Below are 21280 nucleotides of genomic sequence, written 5' to 3' on the forward strand. Positions count from 1 at the left end.
GCCCGCGCCGTCGGGGGGCGAATGCCACGACGTTGCCGTGATGCGGCGGCGCGCACTGAATTTCACTTCACATTCTGACCATGTCATCTCCTGTCCTCGTCTTCGATATTGAAACGATCCCCGACGTTGACGGCCTGCGCAAGCTCGAGCCGGCGTACGCCGGGCTGTCCGACGATGCCGTGGCCGACGCCGCCTTTGCCGCCCGCCGTGAAAAGGTGGGGCACGACTTCCTGCCGTTGCACTTGCAGCGCGTTGCGGCAATCTCGTGCGTGTTTCGCGATCGCGACGGCTTTCGTGTGAAATCCCTCGGTACGCTCGACGATGGCGAGGAGGCACTCGTCTCCGGCTTCTACCGCACGATCGAGAAGTACGCGCCGCAACTCGTGTCGTGGAATGGCGGCGGCTTCGACCTGCCCGTGTTGCATTACCGCGCGATGATTCACGGCATTGCCGCGCCGCGCTATTGGGACATGGGTGAGGACGATCGCGAGTTCAAGTGGAACAACTACATCAGCCGATATCACCAACGTCATCTGGATTTGATGGATCTTCTGGCGATGTATCAGGGCCGTGCAAACGCGCCGCTCGACGACCTGGCCAAGCTGTGCGGGTTTCCCGGCAAGCTTGGCATGGACGGCAGCAAGGTTTGGGAAGCGTTCCGCGCGGGCAAGCTTGAGGAGATTCGAAATTACTGCGAGACGGACGTGGTGAACACGTATCTCGTCTATTGCCGCTTTCAGTTGATGCGGGGCGGCTTGCGTCAGGCCGAGTACGCGCAGGAGATCGAATTCGTGAGACGCTCGCTCGAAGAGGAAGCGGCGCCGCACTGGAAGGAATATCTCGCCGCCTGGGCGTGATCGCCTGAGTTTGTGACGGGGGGAATGTCGGCGCTGCGCGAACGAGCGTAGGTCAGTGGCGAGCGAATCGATTAAAATGTTTGGTTTGCTGTCGCACACGAGAACAACCACGTGACCCGCTCCTCCCGAAATTCCTCACGCGGCCGGCCGGCTGCCGAGCCCGGCATTATCGATATCGAATCGCTCGACATGGAAGCGCGCGGCGTCGGCCGCACCGCGCCCGAGGGCGAGCCGGGTACACCGGACTACAAGCCCGGCAAGGTGATCTTTGTCGAAGGCGCGCTGCCGGGCGAACGCGTCACCTATCTCAGCTATCGTCGCAAACCCAAATTCGAGCAGGCCGAAGCCGTTGATGTGCTGCGCGCCAGCCCGATGCGCGCCAGGCCGCAGTGTCCGCACTTCGGCAAGTGCGGTGGGTGCTCGATGCAGCATCTCGAACCGCGTGCACAAATCGCTATCAAGCAGCGTGTGCTCGAGGACAATCTGGCGCGCCTGGGCAAGGTGAAGGCCGAAGCTATCCTTCGGCCCATCCAGGGGCCGGACTGGGGCTATCGTTTCCGCGCACGTCTGACGGTGCGGTACGTCCCGAAAAAGGGGGGCGTGCTCATCGGATTCCATGAGCGCAGGAGCAGCTACGTGGCCGACATGGACTCGTGCGAAGTGCTGCCCCGCCACGTTTCGGACATGCTCGTGCCGTTGCGGCGCCTGGTCGAGTCGCTGTCCATTCGGGAACGTCTGCCGCAGATCGAACTGGCGATCGGCGCCGAGGTGACGGCGCTTGTGCTGCGTATTCTCGAGCCCCTCACGCCAGCGGACGAAGACCTTCTGCGCGCCTTCGCTGAGGCAAATCACGTGCAGTTCTGGGTTCAACCGAAGGGGCCGGACACAGCGGTGCCGTTCTACCCGCTGGATCCGGAATTGCATTACACCCTGCCGGAATATCAGATCCGGATGCCGTTCAAGCCGACGGACTTCACGCAGGTCAACCATCAGATCAACCGTGTGCTCGTGCATCGCGCGTTACGCTTGCTGGCGCCGGCGTCGCATGAGCGTGTGCTCGATCTGTTCTGCGGCCTGGGGAACTTCACGCTGCCACTGGCGCGTCGCGCCGGCACCGTCATGGGGATCGAGGGCAGCACCGCGCTCACGGAGCGCGCGCTCGCGAACGCGCAACGTAATGGCGTGGCCGAGCGGACCGAATTCGCGTGCCGGAACCTGTTCGACATCACACCGGAGGATATTCGCGCATTGGGTGCGTTTGACCGCTACCTGATCGATCCGCCGCGCGAAGGGGCGCTGGCGGTATCGAAGGCGCTCGCCGAATTGGCGCAGCAGGGCTACGACGGCCTGCCCAAGCGCATCGTCTACGTTTCCTGCAGTCCGGCAACGCTGGCGCGTGACGCGGGCGTGCTCGTGCATGAGGCGGGCTATCGCCTGACGCTGGCCGGGGTGGTGAACATGTTCCCACACACGTCGCACGTCGAGTCGATGGCCGTGTTCGAGCATGAGAGCATCGGCCAGCCGTGGGTGCCGACGGTGCGGGTGTCGGCGTCGGATGCTTCCGCCGATCAGGGCGTCGAGGGCATTCAGGGCATTGAGGGCGTTGAAGCGATTGCCGGTGCTACCGGTGGCGACGGCGTGATTCACGACGAGGCCTGATCGGACGTGATGGTTGGCGTTGGCCATTGGTTGCGGTGGCCGCGGCGCCGCAGCGGCCGATGGCGCCGGGCGGGCGAAGTGCGGGGCTGAGCGCCCCGGCCCACTAGCGCATCGGGTGGGCCACACATCGCAAAATCGCGTTACACAAAGAAAAAGCCAGTCCTGAAGGACTGGCTTTTTCGCTTCCATGGCGTGGTGCGGAGTTGCCCGCCGCACCACCTGCCGGTCGTGTCAGTTGCGATTGCCGCCGAGCACGCCGAGAATGGCCAGCAGATTGGTGAAAATGTTGTACAGGTCAAGGTAAATGGCCAGCGTCGCGGTGACGTAGTTCGTCTCGCCCCCATTCACGACACGCTGCACATCGAACAGGATGTACGCAGAGAAGATGGCGATGGCGATCACCGAGACCGTCAGCATCAGCGCCGGCAGTTGCAGCCAGATATTGGCGACCGAGGCCAGCAGGATCACGAGCACGCCCATGAACAGCCACTTGCCCAGCCCGCTGAAGTCGCGCTTGCTGACAGTGGCGACCGTTGCCATGACGCCGAAAATCACGGCGGTGCCACCGAACGCCATCATGATGAGCGATGCGCCGTTCGAGAATCCCAGCACGAAGCTCAGCAACCGTGTGAGCATCAATCCCATGAAGAACGTAAAGCCCAGCAGCAACGCCACCCCCACGCCGCTGTTCTTGAAGCGCTCAATGGCGAACATGAAGCCGAATGCGATCGCGAGGAACGCGATCATGCTGACCATCGGGCTGCCCGCGAACAGCGCGAAGCCATAGTTCACGCCCAGCCAGGCCCCCGCAATCGTCGGCAGCATCGACAACGCGAGCAGCCAGTACGTATTGCGCAGCACCTTGTTGCGCATCTGTACGGTCGTGACGTCGCGCATCCCGCCGTAGCCGAAACGTTGGAAATCCTGGTTCATATCTTGTGTTCTCCGTGGTCATTGTGCCCGCCGGCGGGGCCGGCAAGCGCCTCTTGACGCTTACGACAACCGGCTTTTGTCGCCGGTCGATCCCCCGCAGCCATTCGTCTGGCTCGTCGTCGAAGTCACAGGATACCGAAAGATGGCGGGGAAAGCGCTCGGACGCTTCTCAAAATGTCAGGGCGAATGCCCGAATTTCAATCCGCCGCGTCCTTGTCCAACCATCCCATGTAGGGAAGGTGTCGGAATCCCGCGATGATCCTGACTTCACGACAAGCCGGATCGTCCCGGCCGTCCTGCGTTTGAGCGGTATGCGCACTGTAGGTTCCATCCCCATCATAACAGCCTTCGTGCTACAATCACGGGTTCATGTTGGTTGTATAACTGCTTAATTTTTTGGAGTTTTTCATGGCAGTCGAACGCACTTTGTCGATTATCAAGCCCGATGCCGTTGCCAAGAACGTGATCGGCCAGATCTATAGCCGCTTCGAGAACGCGGGCCTGAAGATCGCTGCTGCCAAGCTGGTGCATCTGTCGCGCGCCGAAGCCGAGCAATTCTACGCCGTGCACAAGGAACGTCCGTTCTTCAAGGATCTGGTCGATTTCATGGTCTCGGGCCCGGTGATGATCCAGGTTCTGGAAGGCGAGAACGCCGTGGCGAAGCATCGCGATCTGATGGGTGCAACCGACCCGAAGAAGGCTGAGAAGGGCACGATCCGCGCCGACTTCGCCGACAGCATCGACGCCAACGCCGTGCACGGCTCGGACGCCGCTGAAACGGCTGCCGTGGAAGTATCGTTCTTCTTCCCGGGCATGAACGTCTACGCGCGCTAAGTCGCGTCTAGCCGCTCCATGGCAGGAAGTTACCGAAGGGATGTTGAAGGACCAAGGTCATGACCAACCTCACGAATCTGCTTGATTACGATCCGGACGGTCTGGCCGCCTATTGCGGCTCGCTCGGCGAGAAGCCGTTCCGTGCCCGCCAGCTCCAGCGTTGGATCCACCAGATGGGCGCCGCCGATTTCGACGGCATGACCGATCTGGCCAAGTCGCTGCGCGAGAAGTTGCACACACGCGCGACGATCGCGTCGCCCGATGTCATCACCGACCACCTGTCGGCTGACGGCACGCGCAAATGGCTGCTGGACGTGGGCAACGGCGATGCCGTCGAGACGGTCTACATCCCCGAGGAAACGCGCGGCACGCTCTGCGTCTCTTCGCAGGCGGGCTGCGCTGTCAATTGCCGGTTTTGTTCGACCGGCAAGCAGGGTTTCTCTCGCAATCTGTCGCTCGGCGAAATCATTGGTCAGTTGTGGATGGCCGAATTCGCATTGCGCCGCGACCTCGGACGCGAGGGCAAGAACGAGCGTGTTATCACCAACGTGGTGATGATGGGCATGGGCGAGCCGCTGCTCAACTTCGAGAATGTTGTGGGGGCGATGCGCCTGATGCTCGATGACAACGCCTACGGGTTGTCGCGACGCCGTGTCACGCTGTCGACCTCGGGTGTCGTGCCGATGATGGATCGGCTGGGCCAGGAGTTGCCCGTGGCGCTGGCGGTGTCGCTGCATGCGCCGAACGACGCGCTGCGCGATGTCCTCGTGCCGCTTAACAAGAAATATCCGTTACGCGAGCTGATGGGCGCGTGCGAGCGTTACCTGGAAGTGGCGCCGCGCGATTTCATCACGTTCGAGTACTGCATGCTCGACGGTGTGAACGACACCGAGGCGCATGCGCGCGAGCTGGTCGCACTGACGCGCGATGTGCCGTGCAAATTCAATCTGATCCCGTTCAATCCGTTTCCCGAGTCCGGGCTGTTGCGCTCGAAGGATCCGCAGATCAAGCGCTTTGCGCAAATTCTGCTCGACGCGGGCCTCGTGACGACCGTACGAAAGACGCGCGGCGACGATATCGACGCCGCTTGCGGTCAACTCGCCGGCGAGGTGCAGGATCGCACGCGACTTGCACAGCGCGGTAAATTCGGGAAAATCGCGGTCGAGGTGCGTACCGTATGACGTTGCGCATGGGCGAGCGCGGACCGTGGCGAGGGCCGTCGGCCCCGCGCGTGCCATGTCGCTCGTCGGATCTGTCTCGCACGACAGCATTCCTTGCGCAGGGCGCGTTTTGTGTCCTGCGCGATTCCTTCAGTTCCTTGCAGAAACTTCTGATGCGCCGAGCAGATCCTTACGCCGCGCGCACGGCGGGTGATGGCGGGGAATTGTGGTCAGCATATCCTCAGCCGCTGCGGGCGGCTGCTTACGAACGGGGGCGTATCGATGGATAACCAGAATCAGGCGGAAGCCGGCGGGCAAGCCGAGGCTCAGGGCCCGGGCGCGTCACAGGGCGCGGCCGCCGGATGGGCTGAGCTGGGGGCGCAGGTGGGGGCGCAACTGGCCGCATTGCGCGAGAAGCGCGGCATGTCGATCGAAGACGTGTCGGCGCGCCTGAAAATCTCGGTGCAAAAGCTCAAGCGTCTGGAAACCGGCGAGTGGGAAGCGCTGCCGGAAATCCCGTTTATTCTGGGGGTCGTGCGCAGTTATGCACGTATGCTCGGGGCCGACCCGGAGCCGATGATCGAGCCGCTGCGCAGTTTCGGCCGCGCCGCTGCCGTCGATGTTCCGCAGGCGCCGGTGGGCCAGCCCAGCATCCCGAAGAGCCCGGTGCGTTTCCGCTCGCCGGTCGCCGCGTCGCAGGCCAAATGGCCTTGGGCATTGGTGGCTCTGGTCGTGATCGCGGGCGCCGCGTGGTACTTCGGCAACGCTCACAAGGCGGGCCGTGGGTCGGTCGAGCCGGCCGAGCTGGCCAGCGCTGTGTCGGCGCAGGGTGTGGAGCCCGCCAGCCAGCCAGTGGTTGCCGACGCCAATGGCACGCCGCCGGGCGCGGAAAGCGCGAACATCGGCAATACGGAAAGCACGGTCGACAGTGCTTCGGCCACGACGGCGGCGGGCCCGGGCCTGCTCGCCGCGGCCGACCCGACGCATGTGGTTGCCGGGCTCGCCGGGGCGAGTTCGCCGTCGGCGGCGGCACCCACGCCGGCATCTGTGGTCAGCGCGGTCGCGCCCGGGACTGGCAAAATTTCGTTGCGGCTGAAATCCGATAGCTGGGTCGAAGTGCGTTCGAAGGGGGGCAAGGTGCTGTTCTCCCAGCTGATGCGCGCTGGCACCGCACAGGAAATTACGGGCGATGCGCCGCTCAAGATCGTTGTGGGCAACGTGGCGGGCGTCGAATCGCTGGAATTCAACGGTCAACCGGTCGAGATCAAGTCCCGCAATGCGGGTAATGTGGCGCGTCTGACGCTGCAGTGAGACCGAAAGAGGGTAATCATGGCTTCTGTAGAATGCATGCCGATCATCGGCGGTCCGGCACCTCGTCGTCAGTCGCGTAAGGTCGCCATCCGCTGGGGCGGCCAGCTCGTGACGGTCGGTGGAGACTCGCCGATTCGCGTGCAATCGATGACCAATACCGATACCGCAGACGCGATCGGCACGGCCATTCAGGTCAAGGAACTCGCACAGGCGGGCTCGGAACTGGTGCGCATCACGGTGAACACCCCCGAAGCGGCCGCCGCGGTGCCGGCGATTCGCGATCAACTCGATCGCATGGGCGTGGCCGTGCCGCTCGTGGGCGACTTCCATTACAACGGTCACAAGCTGCTCGCCGACTACCCGGCGTGCGCCGAGGCGCTGTCGAAGTACCGCATCAATCCGGGGAACGTCGGGCAGGGTGCCAAGCGGGATACGCAGTTCTCGCAGATGATCGAAATGGCGATCAAGTACGACAAGCCGGTGCGAATCGGCGTGAACTGGGGCAGCCTGGACCAGGCGTTGCTCGCACGCATCATGGACGAGAACGCTGCGCGCGCCCAACCCTGGGACGCGCAAAGCGTGATGTACGAAGCGCTCATCACGTCGGCGCTCGAGTCGGCGGCGTTGGCGCAGCGCGTGGGTCTGTCGGCCGACAAGATCCTGCTGTCGTGCAAGGTGAGCGCCGTGCAGGATCTGATCGCCGTGTATCGCGAACTGGCCAAGCGCTGCGACTACGCGCTGCATTTGGGATTGACCGAAGCCGGCATGGGCTCGAAGGGTATCGTGGCGTCGACGGCGGCGCTGTCGGTGCTGCTGCAGGAAGGGATCGGCGATACGATCCGCATCTCGCTCACGCCCGAGCCGGGCGGTGCGCGTACCGCGGAAGTTGTCGTGGCGCAGGAAATCCTGCAGACGATGGGCCTGCGTGCGTTCGCGCCGATGGTCATCGCCTGCCCGGGTTGCGGCCGCACGACGAGCACGGTGTTCCAGGAACTCGCTTCCAGTATTCAGACATATCTGCGTGAACAAATGCCGGTATGGAAGGCTCAATATCCTGGCGTCGAGACCATGAACGTGGCGGTGATGGGCTGCATCGTGAATGGTCCGGGGGAATCGAAGCACGCGAACATCGGCATCAGCTTGCCGGGTTCGGGCGAGTCGCCGGCCGCGCCGGTCTTTGTCGATGGCGAAAAGGTCCGCACGCTGCGCGGCGATCGTATCGCCGAAGAGTTCCAGCAGATCGTCGACGAGTACGTGAAGACCCGCTACGCTCAGACCGAAGGAGCGGTCACCGCCTAAGCAGGCAGGACACAAGAAAATATGACTGACGCAAAGAAGAAGCGCCCCGCCAAACTGGCCGGGGTCAAAGGCATGAACGACATCCTCCCGCAGGATGAAGCCTTGTGGGAGTTTTTCGAGGAATCGGTGCGCGCCATGCTGCGCGCCTACGGCTATCAGCAGATCCGCACGCCGATCCTCGAGCACACGTCGTTGTTCACGCGTGGTATTGGCGAAGTGACCGATATCGTCGAGAAGGAGATGTACAGCTTCACCGATTCGCTCAACGGCGAGCAGCTCACGATGCGCCCTGAGGGAACGGCCGCGGCCGTTCGCGCAACGCTCGAACACAATTTGCTGTACGGCGGCCCGAAGCGCCTGTGGTACTTCGGGCCGATGTTCCGCCACGAGAAGCCGCAGCGCGGCCGCTATCGCCAGTTCCACCAGGTGGGGGTTGAAGCACTGGGGCTTGCCGGCCCGGATGCGGACGTCGAAATCATCCTGATGTGCCAGCGCCTGTGGGACGATCTCGGCCTGACCGGCATCCAGTTGCAACTCAATTCGCTGGGCCAGGGCGAAGAGCGTGCGCGTCATCGCGCCGATCTGATTGCCTATCTCGAGACGCATGTCGACCTGCTCGATGAAGACGGCAAGCGCCGTCTCTACACGAATCCATTGCGCGTGCTCGATACGAAGAACCCGGCGATGCAGGCGATGGTCGAAGGGGCGCCGAAACTCATCGATTACCTCGGCGAGGACTCGATCAAGCACTTCGAAGGCGTGCAGTCGCTGCTCAAGGCGAACAACATCCCGTTCACGATCAATCCGCGCCTGGTGCGCGGTCTGGATTACTACAACCTGACCGTGTTTGAATGGGTGACCGACAAGCTGGGCGCGCAGGGCACGGTCGCCGGTGGCGGCCGCTACGATCCGCTTGTCGAGCAACTGGGTGGCGACGCCACGCCGGCGTGCGGCTGGGCGATGGGCGTTGAGCGAATTCTCGAATTGTTGCGTGAAGACGACCTCGTGCCGCAGGCCGAAGGGGCCGACGTCTACGTCGTGCACCAGGGTGAGGCGGCGGTTGCGCCGGCCTTGATCGCGGCCGAGCGCATGCGCGACGCCGGGCTGAACGTCGTGTTCCATTGCAGCCCGGACGGCAAGGGCAGCAGCTTCAAGTCGCAAATGAAGCGAGCGGATGCGAGCGGCGCGAACTTCGCCATCATCGTCGGTGAAAACGAAGTGGCGTCGGGTACCGTCGTGGTCAAGCATCTGCGTGCCGCCGATCCGGCGAACAACCAGACGAGCGTGGCGTTCGAGGCCCTCGCGGAGCACCTGATCGACGCCATCGTCGCCAGTGCCGACGAAAGCGTGAACGAAAGCCTGGCCGACGACGGCACGGCGAATACGACGCTTCATTAACCCAAGACGCCAGACACGGAGAACCCCGGCGAATGAGCAGCTATCACGAGGAACAGGAACAGATCGAGAACGTAAAGGCCTGGTGGAAGCAGTACGGCAATTACGTTGTCTGGATGCTGGTCGTCATCATGCTGGCCTATGGTGGCTGGAACCTGTGGCGTTATTACGACCGCAAGCAGACTGTCGAGGCCGGTGTGCTTTACGGCGAGCTGGAAACCGCAATCGACGCCAAGGACAAGGCGAAGGTGGCGCGTATCGCGTCGGACATGGAAAGCAAGTTCAGCGGTACGCCTTACGCCCAGATGACGGCGCTGCTGGCAGCCAAGTCACTGGCGGACGCGGGCGATGTGGCGCTTGCGAAGGCGCAACTGCAATGGGCTGTGTCGAACGCGAAAGACGACGAGTACAAGCAACTCGCCAAGCTGCGTCTGGCCGGTGTGCTGCTCGACGAGAAGGCGTATGACGCGGCGCTCAAGCTGCTCGACAATCCGCCGGCACCGTATGCCGGGCTGTTTGCTGATCGCCGTGGCGACGTGCTCGTCGCACAGAGCAAGATGGCCGACGCGCGGGCCGCATACAAGCTGGCGCTCGACAAGCTCGATAAGCAGGACTCGGGCATGCGCCAGTTCGTTCAGTTCAAGCTCGACGCGCTGGGGGCCTGACGCGCGTCGGCATTCCGTTGGCAAGTATTACCCTCCCATAACGCAAAATCGGGTACATGATGATCTTTAACGACTTCCGTCGATCGATGCCGCAAACGATGGCCATGTCACAGTCCGTCTCGACGCGCCGTGGCATTTTCAAGCGCGCGGGCAGCGCCGTGACGATGCTGGCCGTGCTGGGTACGCTGGGAGGGTGCGGACTCTTTGGCAGCAAGCCGGCGCATGAGCCGACGCCGCTCACGGAGTTCAAGCAGGCGCTGAACGTCAAGCAGATCTGGACGGCGAGCGTTGGTAAGTCCGGCGCCTATAGCTTCGCACCGGTCGCCGTGGGCAACGCCGTGTTTGCGGCGGGCGCCAACGGCAGCATCGTGCGCGTGGATGCCGACACGGGCGCCTCGACTTGGTCGGCCAAGGCGGATACGAACATCACCGCCGGTCCGGGCAGCGATGGCGAGACGACGGTCGTCGCGACGCACAAGGGCGACGTGATCGCGTTCGATCACGACGGCAAGGCGTCCTGGAAGGCCAATGCCGGTAGCGAAGTGCTCACGGCGCCGCTGGTCGGTCGGGGTCTGGTCGTCGTGCGCGCGATCAACAACCGGGTGACGGCATTTGACGCCACCACCGGTTCGGTGCGCTGGTCGTACTCGCAGCCGACGTCGACGCTGACCCTGCGCACCGGGACCGGCATGACGTTTTTGGGTGATCGTGCGGTCGTGACGGGCTTCCCGGGTGGCAAGCTGGTGGCGCTCGATGCCAACACCGGCAACCCGCTTTGGGTCACGCCGCTGTCGTACCCGAAGGGCGTGACCGAGGTGGAGCGTGTGAACGACGTCACGGGCACGCCGGTCGTCTTCGGCCGCCAGGTGTGCGGCGCCACGTTCCAGGGCCGTGTGGGATGCGCCGATGTGCAGACCGGCAATGGCCTGTGGGCGCGTGATTTTTCGTCGCCGAATGGTGTGACGCAGGACGAGCGTGTCGTGGCGGCGGTCAACACCGACGGTGCCGTCTACGCTTTCAACGCTGCCGATGGCAGTACACTGTGGCAAAACGACAAGCTCAAGTACCGCGACTTGTCGGCGCCGTTGGCGCTCGGCCGCGTCGTGGTGGTGGGCGACAAGCAGGGCTATTTGCATTTCCTGTCGCGTGAGAACGGCGAACTGCTCGCCCGCGTCAAGCTCAGTGGTGCGATCAGCGCACAGCCGATTCTCGCCGGCCAGACGCTCGTCGTGCAAACGCGCGACGGCAACATTTACGGCTTCCGTCCGGATTAACCGGTGACCGGCAGCACCCGGGCATTTTCCGGGAACGGCCGGCAGCGCGCCGGCCGTCTTCGTTTTTAGGCTTATTCATGAAACCCGTGATCGCGCTCGTAGGGCGCCCCAACGTCGGCAAATCGACGCTATTCAACCGTTTGACCCGCTCGCGCGACGCGCTCGTCGCCGACATGCCAGGGCTCACGCGCGACCGTCACTATGGCGAGGGGCGCGTTGGCGAGCATCCGTACCTGGTGATCGACACCGGTGGCTTCGAACCCGTGGCCAAGGACGGCATTTTCCACGAAATGGCCAAGCAGACGCGCCAGGCCGTGGTCGAGGCCGACGTGGTGATCTATATCGTGGACGGGCGTCAGGGCCTGACGCCGCAAGACCAGATCATCGCGGACTATCTGCGCAAGACGGGACGCAAGATCATGCTCGTGGTCAACAAGGCCGAGGGCATGAAGTACAGTGCGGTCGCGAATGACTTCTACGAGCTCGGTCTGGGCGATCCGCTGGCGATCTCGGCGGCACACGGCGACGGTGTCAAGGAAGTCATCGACGAAGCCATCGCGCCGTTCTATGCCAATCAGGACGAGAACGAGGACAGCACGCGCGACGACGGGCGAGTGAAGATCGCGATCGTCGGGCGTCCTAACGTTGGCAAGTCGACACTGGTCAACACGCTGCTCGGCGAAGAGCGCGTGATCGCGTTCGACATGCCGGGGACCACGCGCGATTCGATCCACATCGAATTCGAGCGTCAAGGGCGAAACTACACGTTGATCGATACGGCGGGGCTGCGTCGTCGTGGCAAGGTGTTCGAAGCGGTTGAAAAGTTTTCGGTTGTGAAAACACTGCAATCGATTGCCGATGCGAACGTCGTGATCCTCATGCTCGATGCCCGTCAGGACATCTCCGATCAGGACGCGCACATTGCCGGCTTCATCGTCGAGTCGGGACGTGCGGTGGTCGTCGGCGTGAACAAGTGGGACGGGCTGGACGAGTATTCGCGCGACCAGATCAAGCAGGAGCTTGAGCGAAAACTCAAATTCCTTGGCTTTGCGAATTTTCACTTTATCTCGGCGACGAAGTCCACAGGCATTGGCCCGCTGATGCGTTCGGTGGACGATGCGTACGCGGCGGCCATGACCAAGTTGCCGACGCCGAAGCTCACGCGCGCCCTCAACGAGGCGGTGGAGCACCAGCAGCCGCGGCGTTCCGGGTTCTCGCGTCCGAAGTTGCGCTACGCGCACCAAGGGGGCTCGAATCCGCCGATCATCGTCATCCACGGGAATAGTCTCGATGGCGTGACCGACAGCTATCGCCGCTATTTGGAGAATCGTTTCCGGGAAACTTTTAAGTTGAAGGGCACTCCATTACGCATAGAGTTTCGCAACAGCGCGAACCCTTACGCCAAGGGCGAATGAAAGCCAAACCCGGGCGGGGTTTTGCTGGCGACGCTAGCAAAATCAGCTATAGTGTGGAAGTCAAGGCGGGAAGCGCGCACACGCCTTGACTTACGGTCATTTGCTAAAAATACAACGGAGTTATATATGAGCAACAAAGGGCAACTTCTACAAGACCCGTTTCTGAACGCCTTGCGTAAGGAGCATGTTCCCGTCTCGATCTATCTGGTCAACGGTATCAAGCTGCAGGGAAACATCGAGTCGTTTGACCAGTATGTCGTCCTGCTGCGCAACACGGTCACCCAAATGGTTTATAAGCATGCCATTTCGACGGTCGTGCCTGCGCGTCCGGTGAATTTCCATCCGGAAGCCGAGCAGTCCTGATTCAGGCTCGCCCGACCGGGAGTCACTCCGGCCGGGCGAATTTCTCTTCCCCATCGCCCGCTCTTGTCCAACAGTCCCAATACCCACTCCCAGCGTAGCTTGACCATCAACGCCGCGCTCGTCGGCATCGATTTCGGCAAACTCGATTTCGAAGCCAGTCTCCAAGAACTCGACCTTCTGACGCAATCCGCAGGCGCCACGCCTGTCGTGACCGTTACCGGCCGTCGCCGTAGCCCGGACGCGAAGCTGTTCATCGGTAGTGGCAAAGCCGAAGAACTGCGTGCCGCGATCCACGAGTACGACGTCGAACTGGTGATTTTCAATCACGCCCTGACCCCCGGTCAGCAGCGTAACCTCGAACATCTGCTGCAGTGCCGTGTGGTTGACCGCACCAGCTTGATCCTCGATATCTTTGCCCAACGCGCCAAGAGTCATGAGGGCAAGCTTCAGGTCGAACTTGCGCAGTTGCAGTATTTGTCCACGCGCCTCGTGCGCGCCTGGACTCACCTGGAACGTCAGAAGGGGGGGATCGGTCTGCGCGGACCGGGTGAGACGCAGTTGGAAACCGATCGTCGTCTGCTCGGCGAGCGAGTGAAGTCGCTCACGGTCCGGCTCGAGAAGCTCCGGCGCCAGCACGACACGCAGCGACGTGCGCGCAAGCGCAGCGGCACCATGTCGATCTCGCTCGTGGGCTATACGAACGCGGGCAAATCCACGCTGTTCAACGCGATGACGAAAGCCAACGCTTACGCCGCGGATCAACTGTTCGCCACGCTCGATACCACGTCGCGTCGCCTATATCTTGGCGATGCCGGGAACATCGTGCTGTCCGATACTGTCGGATTCATCCGCGAGTTGCCGCACCAGTTGGTGGCGGCATTCCGGGCGACGCTTGAGGAGACGGTGCACGCCGACATGCTGTTGCATGTGGTGGACGCCTCGAGTCAGGTGCGTCAGGAGCAGATGGCCGAGGTCAACGCCGTTTTGGCGGAGATTGATGCCGCGGACATCCCGCAGATTCTCGTCTGGAACAAGATCGACGCGGTGCCTGAGTTGGCCGCACAGGGGCCGAGGATCGAGCGGGATGAAACCGGGCGCGTCACGCGAGTCTTTTTGAGCGCGCGAACCGGCCAGGGCCTCGACCTGCTGCGTGAGGCCATCAGCGAGGCGGTTGTGGCCAGCACTGCTGGGTTACAATCGCAGCAAGAAGCGCCCGATGTCCGGCTCATCGACCGTTGGGACGATGCGCCGCGCGCAGAAGACAGATAACACGAGACGTTGCACCATGTAGGGCGGGTTGCCATGGGGATTTCCGGCATCACGGCCCAACGAGGGCGACGACCTGGCAAGAGACCAGACGGAGGCCGGTCAAGGCCGCCGATCGGCACACCAGATTCGGGAACCACGCGCGAACCGGCAGCATGCGCACTCCGAAGTGGGCGTGCCGGTCGCAACGCCAAGACCGCTTCAGTCACCACGCTTCTACCTATGCTTCCAAAAGCTTTGATGCGACGAGTTGGCTTGATCTTCTCCCTGAACGACCCGCGCTGGGGGCGGGACGGCGGCGGCGATTCGCCGTCCGGTAATCAGGAACCGAACCGCCCCGATCGTTCGAACAATCCGAATTCGCAGGATCAAAAGGAGCCGCAGCGCGGACCGCAAGGTCCGCAGCAGGACGGCCCGCCCGACCTCGATGAACTGTGGCGCGATTTCAATCGGCGTCTTAACCGTATCTTCGGCCGCAAGGGCGGTGGGAGCGGTAACGGCGGCTCGAATAGCGGCGCCGGGGGCTCGCGTGGCTCGGGTATCGGCGTCGGCGTGGTCGTCGCGCTGGCATTCCTGATCTGGCTGGCAACGGGCGTCTTCATCGTCCAGGAAGGGCAGGTCGGCGTCGTCACTCAATTCGGCAAGTACAAGTACACCACGACGTCAGGTATCCAATGGCGTCTGCCCTATCCATTCCAGGCGGTCGAGATCGTCAACATGTCGCAGATCCGTTCGGTCGAAATCGGCCGCTCGAACACCATTCGCGACACCGATCTGAAGGACTCGTCGATGCTCACCGGCGATGAGAACATCATCGACGTGCGCTTTGCCGTGCAGTACCGCATCAAGGACGCCACCGAGTTCCTGTTCAATAACGTGGATGCCGAATCGTCGGTGAATCTGGCCGCGCAAACGGCCGTGCGCGAGATTGTCGGCAAGAGCAACATGGATTTCGTGCTCTACGCTGGTCGTGAAGAAATCGCCAATGAACTCGTCACCTCGATTCAACGCATTCTCGACGGTTACAAGACCGGCATCCTGGTCACGAGCGTGACGATGCAAAGCGTGCAGCCGCCTGAACAGGTGCAGGCCGCGTTCGACGATGCGGTGAAGGCGGGCCAGGATCTGGAGCGTGCCAAGAATGAGGCGCAGGCCTACGCTAATGACGTGATTCCGCGCGCCAAGGGCACGGCGTCGCGTCTGACGGAAGAGGCGGCCGGGTACAAGGCGCGCGTTGTGTCGCAGGCGCAGGGCGATGCCGATCGCTTCAAGTCGGTGCAGGAAGCGTATGCGAAGGCGCCGGGCGTCATTCGTGAGCGGATGTATCTCGACACGATGGAGCAGATCTACTCGCGCACCACGAAGATCATGGTGGATTCGAAGAACAACAGTTTGTTGTATCTGCCGTTGGACAAGATCATGGAGCGTTCGCGTGGCGACGCGTCGGCCCCGGCACCGGCCTCGGGCGCCAGCACGGGGAAGGCCGCGGGTTCGCCCGCCGCCGATGACGGCAGCGATGTTGATCATGATCGATCGCGCGCGGCACTGCGCAACCGCGAACGCGATTCACGCTAAGGGGATAAGCGCATGAACCGTATTGGAACCGTTATTGTCGCGCTGATCGTTTTGTTGATCGTGCTTGCCTCGACCATGTTCGTGGTGGATCAGCGCCGTTATGCCGTGGTGTTCTCGCTGGGCGAGATCAAGGACGTCTATAGTCAGCCCGGCCTGAAATTCAAATTGCCGCCGCCGCTCCAGACCGTGTTGTATCTGGATAAGCGCATCATGACCATCGACAACCCCGAGCCGGAACGCTTCATCACGGCCGAGAAGAAGAACCTGATCGTCGACTCGTACGTGAAGTGGCGTATTGTCGATCCGCGCAAGTTCTATGTCAGCTTCAAGGGGGATAGCCGCCTCGCGCAGGATCGTCTGACGCAGCAGATTCGCTCGGCGTTGCAGGAAGCGTTCACCAAGCGCACCGTGACCGAGGTCGTGTCGTCGCAGCGCGATCAGGTCATGCAGTGGGTGAAGCAGAAGGTCGGCGAGGACGCTGCGCAAGTCGGCATCGAAATTGTCGATGTGCGGATGCGCCGGGTCGATCTGGCCGCAGGTATCAGCGATTCGGTCTATAGCCGGATGGCGGCGGAGCGCAAGCGCGTGGCGAACGAATTGCGTTCGACCGGCGCGGCCGAGGCCGAGCAGATTCGCGCCGATGCCGACCGTCAGCGCGACGTGGTCGTGGCGGAGGCCTATGCCAAGGCGCAGCAGGTCAAGGGGGAGGGCGATGCGACGGCTGCCGGTATCTACGCGCAGGCGTTCGGTCGCGATCCGCAGTTCGCTCAGTTCTATCAGAGCCTCGAAGCGTACAAGGCGACCTTCCGTGACAAGCGCGACGTGATCATTGCCGATCCGAACAGCGATTTCTTCCGATTCATGCGCGGTTCCGGCGGCGCGGCTGGCGCGCCGGCCGGAAAAGCGCGAAAATAGCGTCCTTGACATCCGAGTAGCTGCCACCGCCCGCGTCAATCGCGGGCGGTGGCATTTTGGCCGAGTCCCCTGTGAGCACCAGCACGATTCTTCTCGCTTTGGCCCTCATGCTGATCGTCGAGGGAATGTTTCCGTTTGTCGCGCCAGACCGGTGGCGGCAAAGTTTTCGTAAAATAACGGAAATGCCGTCCGGCCAGATTCGCTTTTTCGGTTTGGCCGCCGTCTCGCTGGGGCTGATTCTGATGCTGCTGGCCGACCACTAAAAGGCGCTTTCTCGCGCCGCCTGAATACCGAAATACCCATGCCGAACTGGCTACTCCCCGAAAATATCGCCGACGTGCTGCCTTCCGAGGCACGCAAGATCGAAGATCTGCGCCGGCTGATGCTGGACCGTTTCCGTACCTACGGCTACGAACTCGTGATGCCGCCGATGCTCGAGTACGTCGAGTCGCTGCTGACCGGCACCGGCCATGACCTCGATCTGCGCACTTTCAAGCTCGTCGATCAGCTTTCCGGGCGCACCATGGGCCTGCGTGCGGACATTACCCCGCAGATTGCCCGTATCGATGCCCATTTGCTCAATCGCAAGGGCGTGACGCGTCTGTGTTATGCCGGAAGCGTGCTGTTTACGCGTCCGCGCAATCTGCTGGCGACGCGCGAGCCATTCCAGATCGGTGCCGAAATCTTTGGGCACAGCGGGCTCGAAGCCGATCTCGAGATCCAGGAACTGCTGCTTTACTGTCTCCAGCTCGCCGGTCTGAAGCAGATTCGTATCGATTTGTGCCACGCCGGTGTGCTCGAAGCGCTCATCGAAGGCGTGCCGGCCGCTGAGGCCGTCGAGAGCGAGTTGTTCGGGGCCTTGGCCACGAAGGACGTGCCGCAGCTCGAGGCGTTGACCCGCGATCTTCCGGCGAGCCTGCGCGATGCCTTGCTGGCGCTGACCACGCTGTACGGCGAACCGGCCGAGACGCTCGCTCGTGCCCGCAAGGCGTTGCCGGACCTGCCCGGCGTGAGGGCGGCACTCGACGATCTGGCCTATCTGGCGGCGGCGCAAAGCAAGGACGGGCCGGCCGTATTGTCGATCGATCTGGCCGATTTGCGCGGCTATCAGTACCACAGCGGCGTGATGTTCGCGGCCTATGTCGACGGCATCCCCAATGCGATTGCGCGCGGCGGCCGTTACGACAAAGTGGGCCAGGCGTTTGGTCGAGACCGTCCGGCAACGGGTTTTTCGCTGGATTTGCGTGAGTTGGCCGCGATTTCTCCGATCGAAGCGCGGAGTAACGCGATTTTAGCGCCGGCCGACGATGTGCCGGGGCTGCGCGCGAAGATCGACAGCCTGCGCAACGCGGGCGAAGTCGTTATTCGCATGCTGCCGGGCCACGATCAGGATTTCGAGGAGTTCACGGGCGACCGCGTCCTTGTCGAAAAAGCGGGCCAATGGGTTGTGACACCCCGGTGAACGTCGCTGAAAAAAGCGGCACTAGCCTACGCCAACACGGGTAGAATACGTTTTTAACCAAACCAACTATTGTTATGTCCGGCAATGCTTTGAATCAGGGGCGCAACGTCGTCGTTATCGGAACTCAATGGGGCGACGAAGGTAAGGGTAAGGTCGTCGACTGGCTGACCGATCACGCGCAAGGCGTGGTGCGTTTTCAAGGTGGCCACAATGCCGGACATACGCTCATCATTGGTGGCAAGAAGACAATTCTGCGCCTGATTCCCTCGGGCATCATGCACAAGGACGTCACCTGCTACATCGGCAACGGCGTGGTGCTCTCGCCGGAAGCGCTGTTCAAGGAAATCGAGGAGCTGGAAAGCGCGGGCCTGAATGTGTGCGGCCGTTTGCGCATTTCCGAAGCCTGTACGCTGATTCTGCCGTATCACGTCGCCATCGATCAGGCGCGTGAAGCCCGTCGCGGCGCCGGTAAGATCGGTACGACCGGTCGCGGCATCGGCCCGGCTTACGAAGACAAGGTCGGCCGCCGCGCGCTGCGCGTGCAGGATCTTTTCGATCCGGAGACTTTCTCCGAGCGTCTGCGTGAAACCCTCGATTATCACAACTTCGTCCTGACGCAATACTTGGGCGCGAAGGCCGTTGACTTCCAGGAAACGCTCGATACGATGCAAAGCTACGCTGCGCGTCTGCAGCCGATGATCGCCGACGTGTCGCAGATGCTCTACGCGGCCAACCGCGAAGGTCAGAACCTGTTGTTCGAAGGTGCTCAGGGCACGTTGCTCGACATCGATCACGGCACGTATCCGTTTGTGACCAGCAGCAATTGCGTCGCGGGTGCCGCTTCGGCTGGCGCGGGCGTCGGTCCGCAACAACTCCATTACGTGCTGGGCATCACCAAGGCCTATTGCACTCGCGTGGGAGCGGGGCCGTTCCCGAGCGAACTGTACGATGCGGACAACCCCGCCCGTCAGGAAGCGATCGGCCTGCAACTGGCCACGGTCGGCAAGGAATTCGGTTCGGTGACGGGCCGCCCGCGCCGTACCGGCTGGATGGATGCCGCAGCACTCAAGCGCTCGATTCAGATCAACGGCGTGACCGGCCTGTGCATGACCAAGCTCGACGTGCTCGACGGTCTCGACACGGTGCGTCTGTGCGTCGGCTACAAGATTGGCGACAAGACGGTCGACATCCTGCCCCGTGGTGCGGTGGATGTAGCCCGATGCGAGCCGGTGTACGAAGACTTCCCCGGCTGGTCGCAGAGCACGGTGGGTGTGACGGCATGGGACCAATTGCCGGCTCAGGCGCAGAACTATCTGAAGCGCATTGAAGAGGTGAGCGGTATTCCGATCGACATGGTGTCGACCGGCCCGGATCGTGACGAAACCATCTTGCTGCGTCACCCGTTCAAGCACTGAAGCACCGTAGCGTTGGCACAGCACACCATGAATCTACCCCAAAACGACGACAAGAACCTTTGGGTCTCGTGGGACGAGTATCATCGGCTCATCGAGCGACTTGCGCTCAAGGTCTACGAATCGAACTGGAAGTTCGACAAGATCCTGTGCCTGGCCCGGGGTGGCTTGCGTGTGGGCGATCAACTCGCGCGCATCTACGACGTGCCGCTCGCGATTCTGGCGACCAGTTCCTATCGTGAAGCCGAAGGTACCGTTCGCGGTGACCTCGACATCGCTCACTTCATCACCATTACGCGCGGCGAGCTGGAAGGCCGCGTGCTGCTGGTCGACGACCTGGTCGATTCGGGCGTGACGCTCGAGCGCGTTGGCAAGCACCTGAAGGAGCGTTTCCCGAAGGTGACAGACGTGCGCTCGGCGGTGCTGTGGCACAAGGCGTGTTCGAAAGTGGCGCCCGATTACGCGGTCGATTTCCTGCCGACGAATCCGTGGATTCACCAGCCGTTCGAAGAGTACGACACGCTGCGTCCGCACAATTTGTCGGCGTGGATCAAGCGCGGCACCTGAGCGACGACGGGATGGCTGAACGTGCCGCTAGGCGGCGTTCGGCAAGGGGGGAACCCCGACAAACAGGCGGTGACATCGTGAGATGCGCCGCCTGTTTTGTTTTGAGCGCGCGTCGTTGGTGCGTTGTCACTTGATTGCGGCGTGATCGAATGGCCCTACGGCGAGGGCATATGGCGGCTGATTTCCTTTCTGCTTGAGGCTTCGTCGGTTCGCTCGATGTGATCTGATGCCGTATGAATCTCGATTTTTGGAAATCCCGCGGCTGCGGTCCCGTCATGAATCAGTGGTGGCGTTCCTATCTCTTGATTGGCACAGTAGGGCTCGCAAGCGTGCTGGCGATCGCCAGCACGCCGAGTGGCGCCGCGTCGGCGGTGGCCGGGGTGCGGACCGCTGACGGGATTCGGTATGTGTCGGTGACCGACCAGACGTCGATGGCAAAGGCCAAGGTGGCCGCGCTGGATCGTTGCCGAACCCAACTGGCTTCCGGTCGCCGGGGCGGGCGATGCGAAGTGTTGATGTCCGGTAATGGGCCGGCTTACTGGGCGGTCGTGCGTGCAGTCAATGGGGAGATCGGCATCGCGCTGGGTGACACGCAGACGTCTGCCGTTCAGGACGCCTTCGTCGTGTGTCGGCGCGCAGGGCAATGTTCGCTTGATAGCGCGCAGGTTTGGTTCGATAGCGGTCAGCGCCCGGGGAGGCGTTTGCCGACACCACAGGCGGCGTCAGTGTCGCCCGCACCATGCCGGATTCCTACCGGGCAAGTGGTTCGCATGCAGACACGATGCATCGACGGTGCATGTGTGCGAACGTATGAAAACGGATGCACCATTCGCTTCCAGGCGGCTCATTGTTTCGATAAGGGAACGAGCCAATATGTTTGGCAACCGAACGGCTGTGACGAAGATGACTGATGGCGCG

Annotated in this window: 20 protein-coding genes; 19 read left to right on the forward strand and 1 reads right to left on the reverse strand. The window is 62.3% G+C overall.

Annotation, left to right across the window (positions count from 1 at the left end):
* The first annotated feature begins 80 nt into the window (after nucleotides 1-80).
* Both PCE31107_RS21665 and rlmD read left to right on the forward strand, forming a co-directional pair.
* A complete protein-coding gene (locus tag PCE31107_RS21665) occupies nucleotides 81-857 on the forward strand; it encodes a 3'-5' exonuclease (RefSeq protein ID WP_150610622.1) in 777 nt (258 codons plus the stop codon).
* Nucleotides 858-968: 111 nt separating this feature from the next.
* A complete protein-coding gene (gene rlmD, locus PCE31107_RS21670) occupies nucleotides 969-2516 on the forward strand; it encodes a 23S rRNA (uracil(1939)-C(5))-methyltransferase RlmD (RefSeq protein WP_425494744.1) in 1548 nt (515 codons plus the stop codon).
* Nucleotides 2517-2747: 231 nt separating this feature from the next.
* On the opposite strand, the gene PCE31107_RS21675 is transcribed toward rlmD, so the two are convergent.
* A complete protein-coding gene (locus tag PCE31107_RS21675) occupies nucleotides 2748-3413 on the reverse strand; it encodes a Bax inhibitor-1/YccA family protein (RefSeq protein WP_369751541.1) in 666 nt (221 codons plus the stop codon).
* Nucleotides 3414-3857: 444 nt separating this feature from the next.
* Between PCE31107_RS21675 and ndk the strand changes: the two genes are divergently transcribed.
* From ndk to PCE31107_RS21760, 17 genes are all read left to right on the forward strand, one after another.
* Nucleotides 3858-4283, forward strand: coding sequence for a nucleoside-diphosphate kinase (gene ndk / locus PCE31107_RS21680; protein WP_017231638.1), 426 nt, complete (start codon nucleotides 3858-3860; stop codon nucleotides 4281-4283).
* 59 nt (nucleotides 4284-4342) lie between these two features.
* Nucleotides 4343-5464 carry a dual-specificity RNA methyltransferase RlmN gene (gene rlmN / locus PCE31107_RS21685; RefSeq protein ID WP_130025655.1) on the forward strand — a complete coding sequence of 374 codons (1122 nt, stop codon included), beginning with the start codon at nucleotides 4343-4345 and terminating at the stop codon, nucleotides 5462-5464.
* Nucleotides 5465-5725: 261 nt separating this feature from the next.
* Entirely contained in the window at nucleotides 5726-6754 is a 1029-nt protein-coding gene (locus PCE31107_RS21690) for a RodZ domain-containing protein (RefSeq protein WP_165385265.1), read from the forward strand.
* Between the two features lie 18 nt (nucleotides 6755-6772).
* Complete coding sequence (gene ispG, locus PCE31107_RS21695) at nucleotides 6773-8053, forward strand: flavodoxin-dependent (E)-4-hydroxy-3-methylbut-2-enyl-diphosphate synthase (RefSeq protein ID WP_039829649.1); 1281 nt, start codon at nucleotides 6773-6775, stop codon at nucleotides 8051-8053.
* 21 nt (nucleotides 8054-8074) lie between these two features.
* The gene (gene hisS / locus PCE31107_RS21700) at nucleotides 8075-9451 is read left to right on the forward strand and encodes a histidine--tRNA ligase (RefSeq protein WP_150610623.1); all 1377 of its coding nucleotides are present in this window, start codon (nucleotides 8075-8077) and stop codon (nucleotides 9449-9451) included.
* A 32-nt stretch (nucleotides 9452-9483) separates the two neighbouring features.
* Nucleotides 9484-10113, forward strand: a complete 630-nt coding sequence (locus PCE31107_RS21705) for a tetratricopeptide repeat protein (protein ID WP_150610624.1) — start codon at nucleotides 9484-9486, stop codon at nucleotides 10111-10113.
* Between the two features lie 98 nt (nucleotides 10114-10211).
* On the forward strand, nucleotides 10212-11387 hold the full coding sequence (gene bamB, locus PCE31107_RS21710) for an outer membrane protein assembly factor BamB (protein ID WP_165385420.1): 1176 nt from the start codon (nucleotides 10212-10214) through the stop codon (nucleotides 11385-11387).
* A gap of 77 nt (nucleotides 11388-11464) precedes the next feature.
* Nucleotides 11465-12802 (forward strand): ribosome biogenesis GTPase Der, encoded by a 1338-nt coding sequence (gene der / locus PCE31107_RS21715; RefSeq protein ID WP_017231564.1) that lies wholly within the window; start codon nucleotides 11465-11467, stop codon nucleotides 12800-12802.
* Nucleotides 12803-12928: 126 nt separating this feature from the next.
* On the forward strand, nucleotides 12929-13165 hold the full coding sequence (hfq, locus tag PCE31107_RS21720; RefSeq protein ID WP_010807283.1) for an RNA chaperone Hfq: 237 nt from the start codon (nucleotides 12929-12931) through the stop codon (nucleotides 13163-13165).
* 105 nt (nucleotides 13166-13270) lie between these two features.
* Nucleotides 13271-14434 carry a GTPase HflX gene (gene hflX, locus PCE31107_RS21725; protein ID WP_425494745.1) on the forward strand — a complete coding sequence of 388 codons (1164 nt, stop codon included), beginning with the start codon at nucleotides 13271-13273 and terminating at the stop codon, nucleotides 14432-14434.
* Nucleotides 14435-14653: 219 nt separating this feature from the next.
* On the forward strand, nucleotides 14654-16006 hold the full coding sequence (gene hflK, locus PCE31107_RS21730; RefSeq protein WP_150610626.1) for an FtsH protease activity modulator HflK: 1353 nt from the start codon (nucleotides 14654-14656) through the stop codon (nucleotides 16004-16006).
* Between the two features lie 12 nt (nucleotides 16007-16018).
* The gene (gene hflC, locus PCE31107_RS21735; protein WP_017231567.1) at nucleotides 16019-16921 is read left to right on the forward strand and encodes a protease modulator HflC; all 903 of its coding nucleotides are present in this window, start codon (nucleotides 16019-16021) and stop codon (nucleotides 16919-16921) included.
* A 71-nt stretch (nucleotides 16922-16992) separates the two neighbouring features.
* Nucleotides 16993-17184, forward strand: coding sequence for a DUF2065 domain-containing protein (locus tag PCE31107_RS21740; RefSeq protein ID WP_017231568.1), 192 nt, complete (start codon nucleotides 16993-16995; stop codon nucleotides 17182-17184).
* 38 nt (nucleotides 17185-17222) lie between these two features.
* A complete protein-coding gene (locus PCE31107_RS21745; protein ID WP_130025660.1) occupies nucleotides 17223-18383 on the forward strand; it encodes an ATP phosphoribosyltransferase regulatory subunit in 1161 nt (386 codons plus the stop codon).
* Between the two features lie 74 nt (nucleotides 18384-18457).
* Nucleotides 18458-19798 carry an adenylosuccinate synthase gene (locus tag PCE31107_RS21750; protein WP_130025661.1) on the forward strand — a complete coding sequence of 447 codons (1341 nt, stop codon included), beginning with the start codon at nucleotides 18458-18460 and terminating at the stop codon, nucleotides 19796-19798.
* 27 nt (nucleotides 19799-19825) lie between these two features.
* Complete coding sequence (locus PCE31107_RS21755; protein WP_017231571.1) at nucleotides 19826-20362, forward strand: phosphoribosyltransferase; 537 nt, start codon at nucleotides 19826-19828, stop codon at nucleotides 20360-20362.
* 233 nt (nucleotides 20363-20595) lie between these two features.
* A complete protein-coding gene (locus PCE31107_RS21760; RefSeq protein WP_150610627.1) occupies nucleotides 20596-21273 on the forward strand; it encodes a DUF4189 domain-containing protein in 678 nt (225 codons plus the stop codon).
* Nucleotides 21274-21280 lie beyond the last annotated feature (7 nt).

Source organism: Pandoraea cepalis (genome assembly GCF_902459625.1).
In the GTDB taxonomy this organism is placed as follows: Bacteria; Pseudomonadota; Gammaproteobacteria; order Burkholderiales; family Burkholderiaceae; genus Pandoraea; species Pandoraea cepalis.

Coding starts and splice junctions, on each gene's coding strand:
- PCE31107_RS21665 (WP_150610622.1), top strand. CDS start 81: ATGTCATCTCCTGTCCTCGTCTTCGATATTGAAACGATCCCCGACGTT.
- PCE31107_RS21675 (WP_369751541.1), bottom strand. CDS start 3,413: ATGCGCGACGTCACGACCGTACAGATGCGCAACAAGGTGCTGCGCAAT.
- ndk (WP_017231638.1), top strand. CDS start 3,858: ATGGCAGTCGAACGCACTTTGTCGATTATCAAGCCCGATGCCGTTGCC.
- rlmN (WP_130025655.1), top strand. CDS start 4,343: ATGACCAACCTCACGAATCTGCTTGATTACGATCCGGACGGTCTGGCC.
- PCE31107_RS21690 (WP_165385265.1), top strand. CDS start 5,726: ATGGATAACCAGAATCAGGCGGAAGCCGGCGGGCAAGCCGAGGCTCAG.
- ispG (WP_039829649.1), top strand. CDS start 6,773: ATGGCTTCTGTAGAATGCATGCCGATCATCGGCGGTCCGGCACCTCGT.
- hisS (WP_150610623.1), top strand. CDS start 8,075: ATGACTGACGCAAAGAAGAAGCGCCCCGCCAAACTGGCCGGGGTCAAA.
- PCE31107_RS21705 (WP_150610624.1), top strand. CDS start 9,484: ATGAGCAGCTATCACGAGGAACAGGAACAGATCGAGAACGTAAAGGCC.
- bamB (WP_165385420.1), top strand. CDS start 10,212: ATGGCCATGTCACAGTCCGTCTCGACGCGCCGTGGCATTTTCAAGCGC.
- der (WP_017231564.1), top strand. CDS start 11,465: ATGAAACCCGTGATCGCGCTCGTAGGGCGCCCCAACGTCGGCAAATCG.
- hfq (WP_010807283.1), top strand. CDS start 12,929: ATGAGCAACAAAGGGCAACTTCTACAAGACCCGTTTCTGAACGCCTTG.
- hflK (WP_150610626.1), top strand. CDS start 14,654: ATGCTTCCAAAAGCTTTGATGCGACGAGTTGGCTTGATCTTCTCCCTG.
- hflC (WP_017231567.1), top strand. CDS start 16,019: ATGAACCGTATTGGAACCGTTATTGTCGCGCTGATCGTTTTGTTGATC.
- PCE31107_RS21745 (WP_130025660.1), top strand. CDS start 17,223: ATGCCGAACTGGCTACTCCCCGAAAATATCGCCGACGTGCTGCCTTCC.
- PCE31107_RS21750 (WP_130025661.1), top strand. CDS start 18,458: ATGTCCGGCAATGCTTTGAATCAGGGGCGCAACGTCGTCGTTATCGGA.
- PCE31107_RS21755 (WP_017231571.1), top strand. CDS start 19,826: ATGAATCTACCCCAAAACGACGACAAGAACCTTTGGGTCTCGTGGGAC.
- PCE31107_RS21760 (WP_150610627.1), top strand. CDS start 20,596: ATGAATCTCGATTTTTGGAAATCCCGCGGCTGCGGTCCCGTCATGAAT.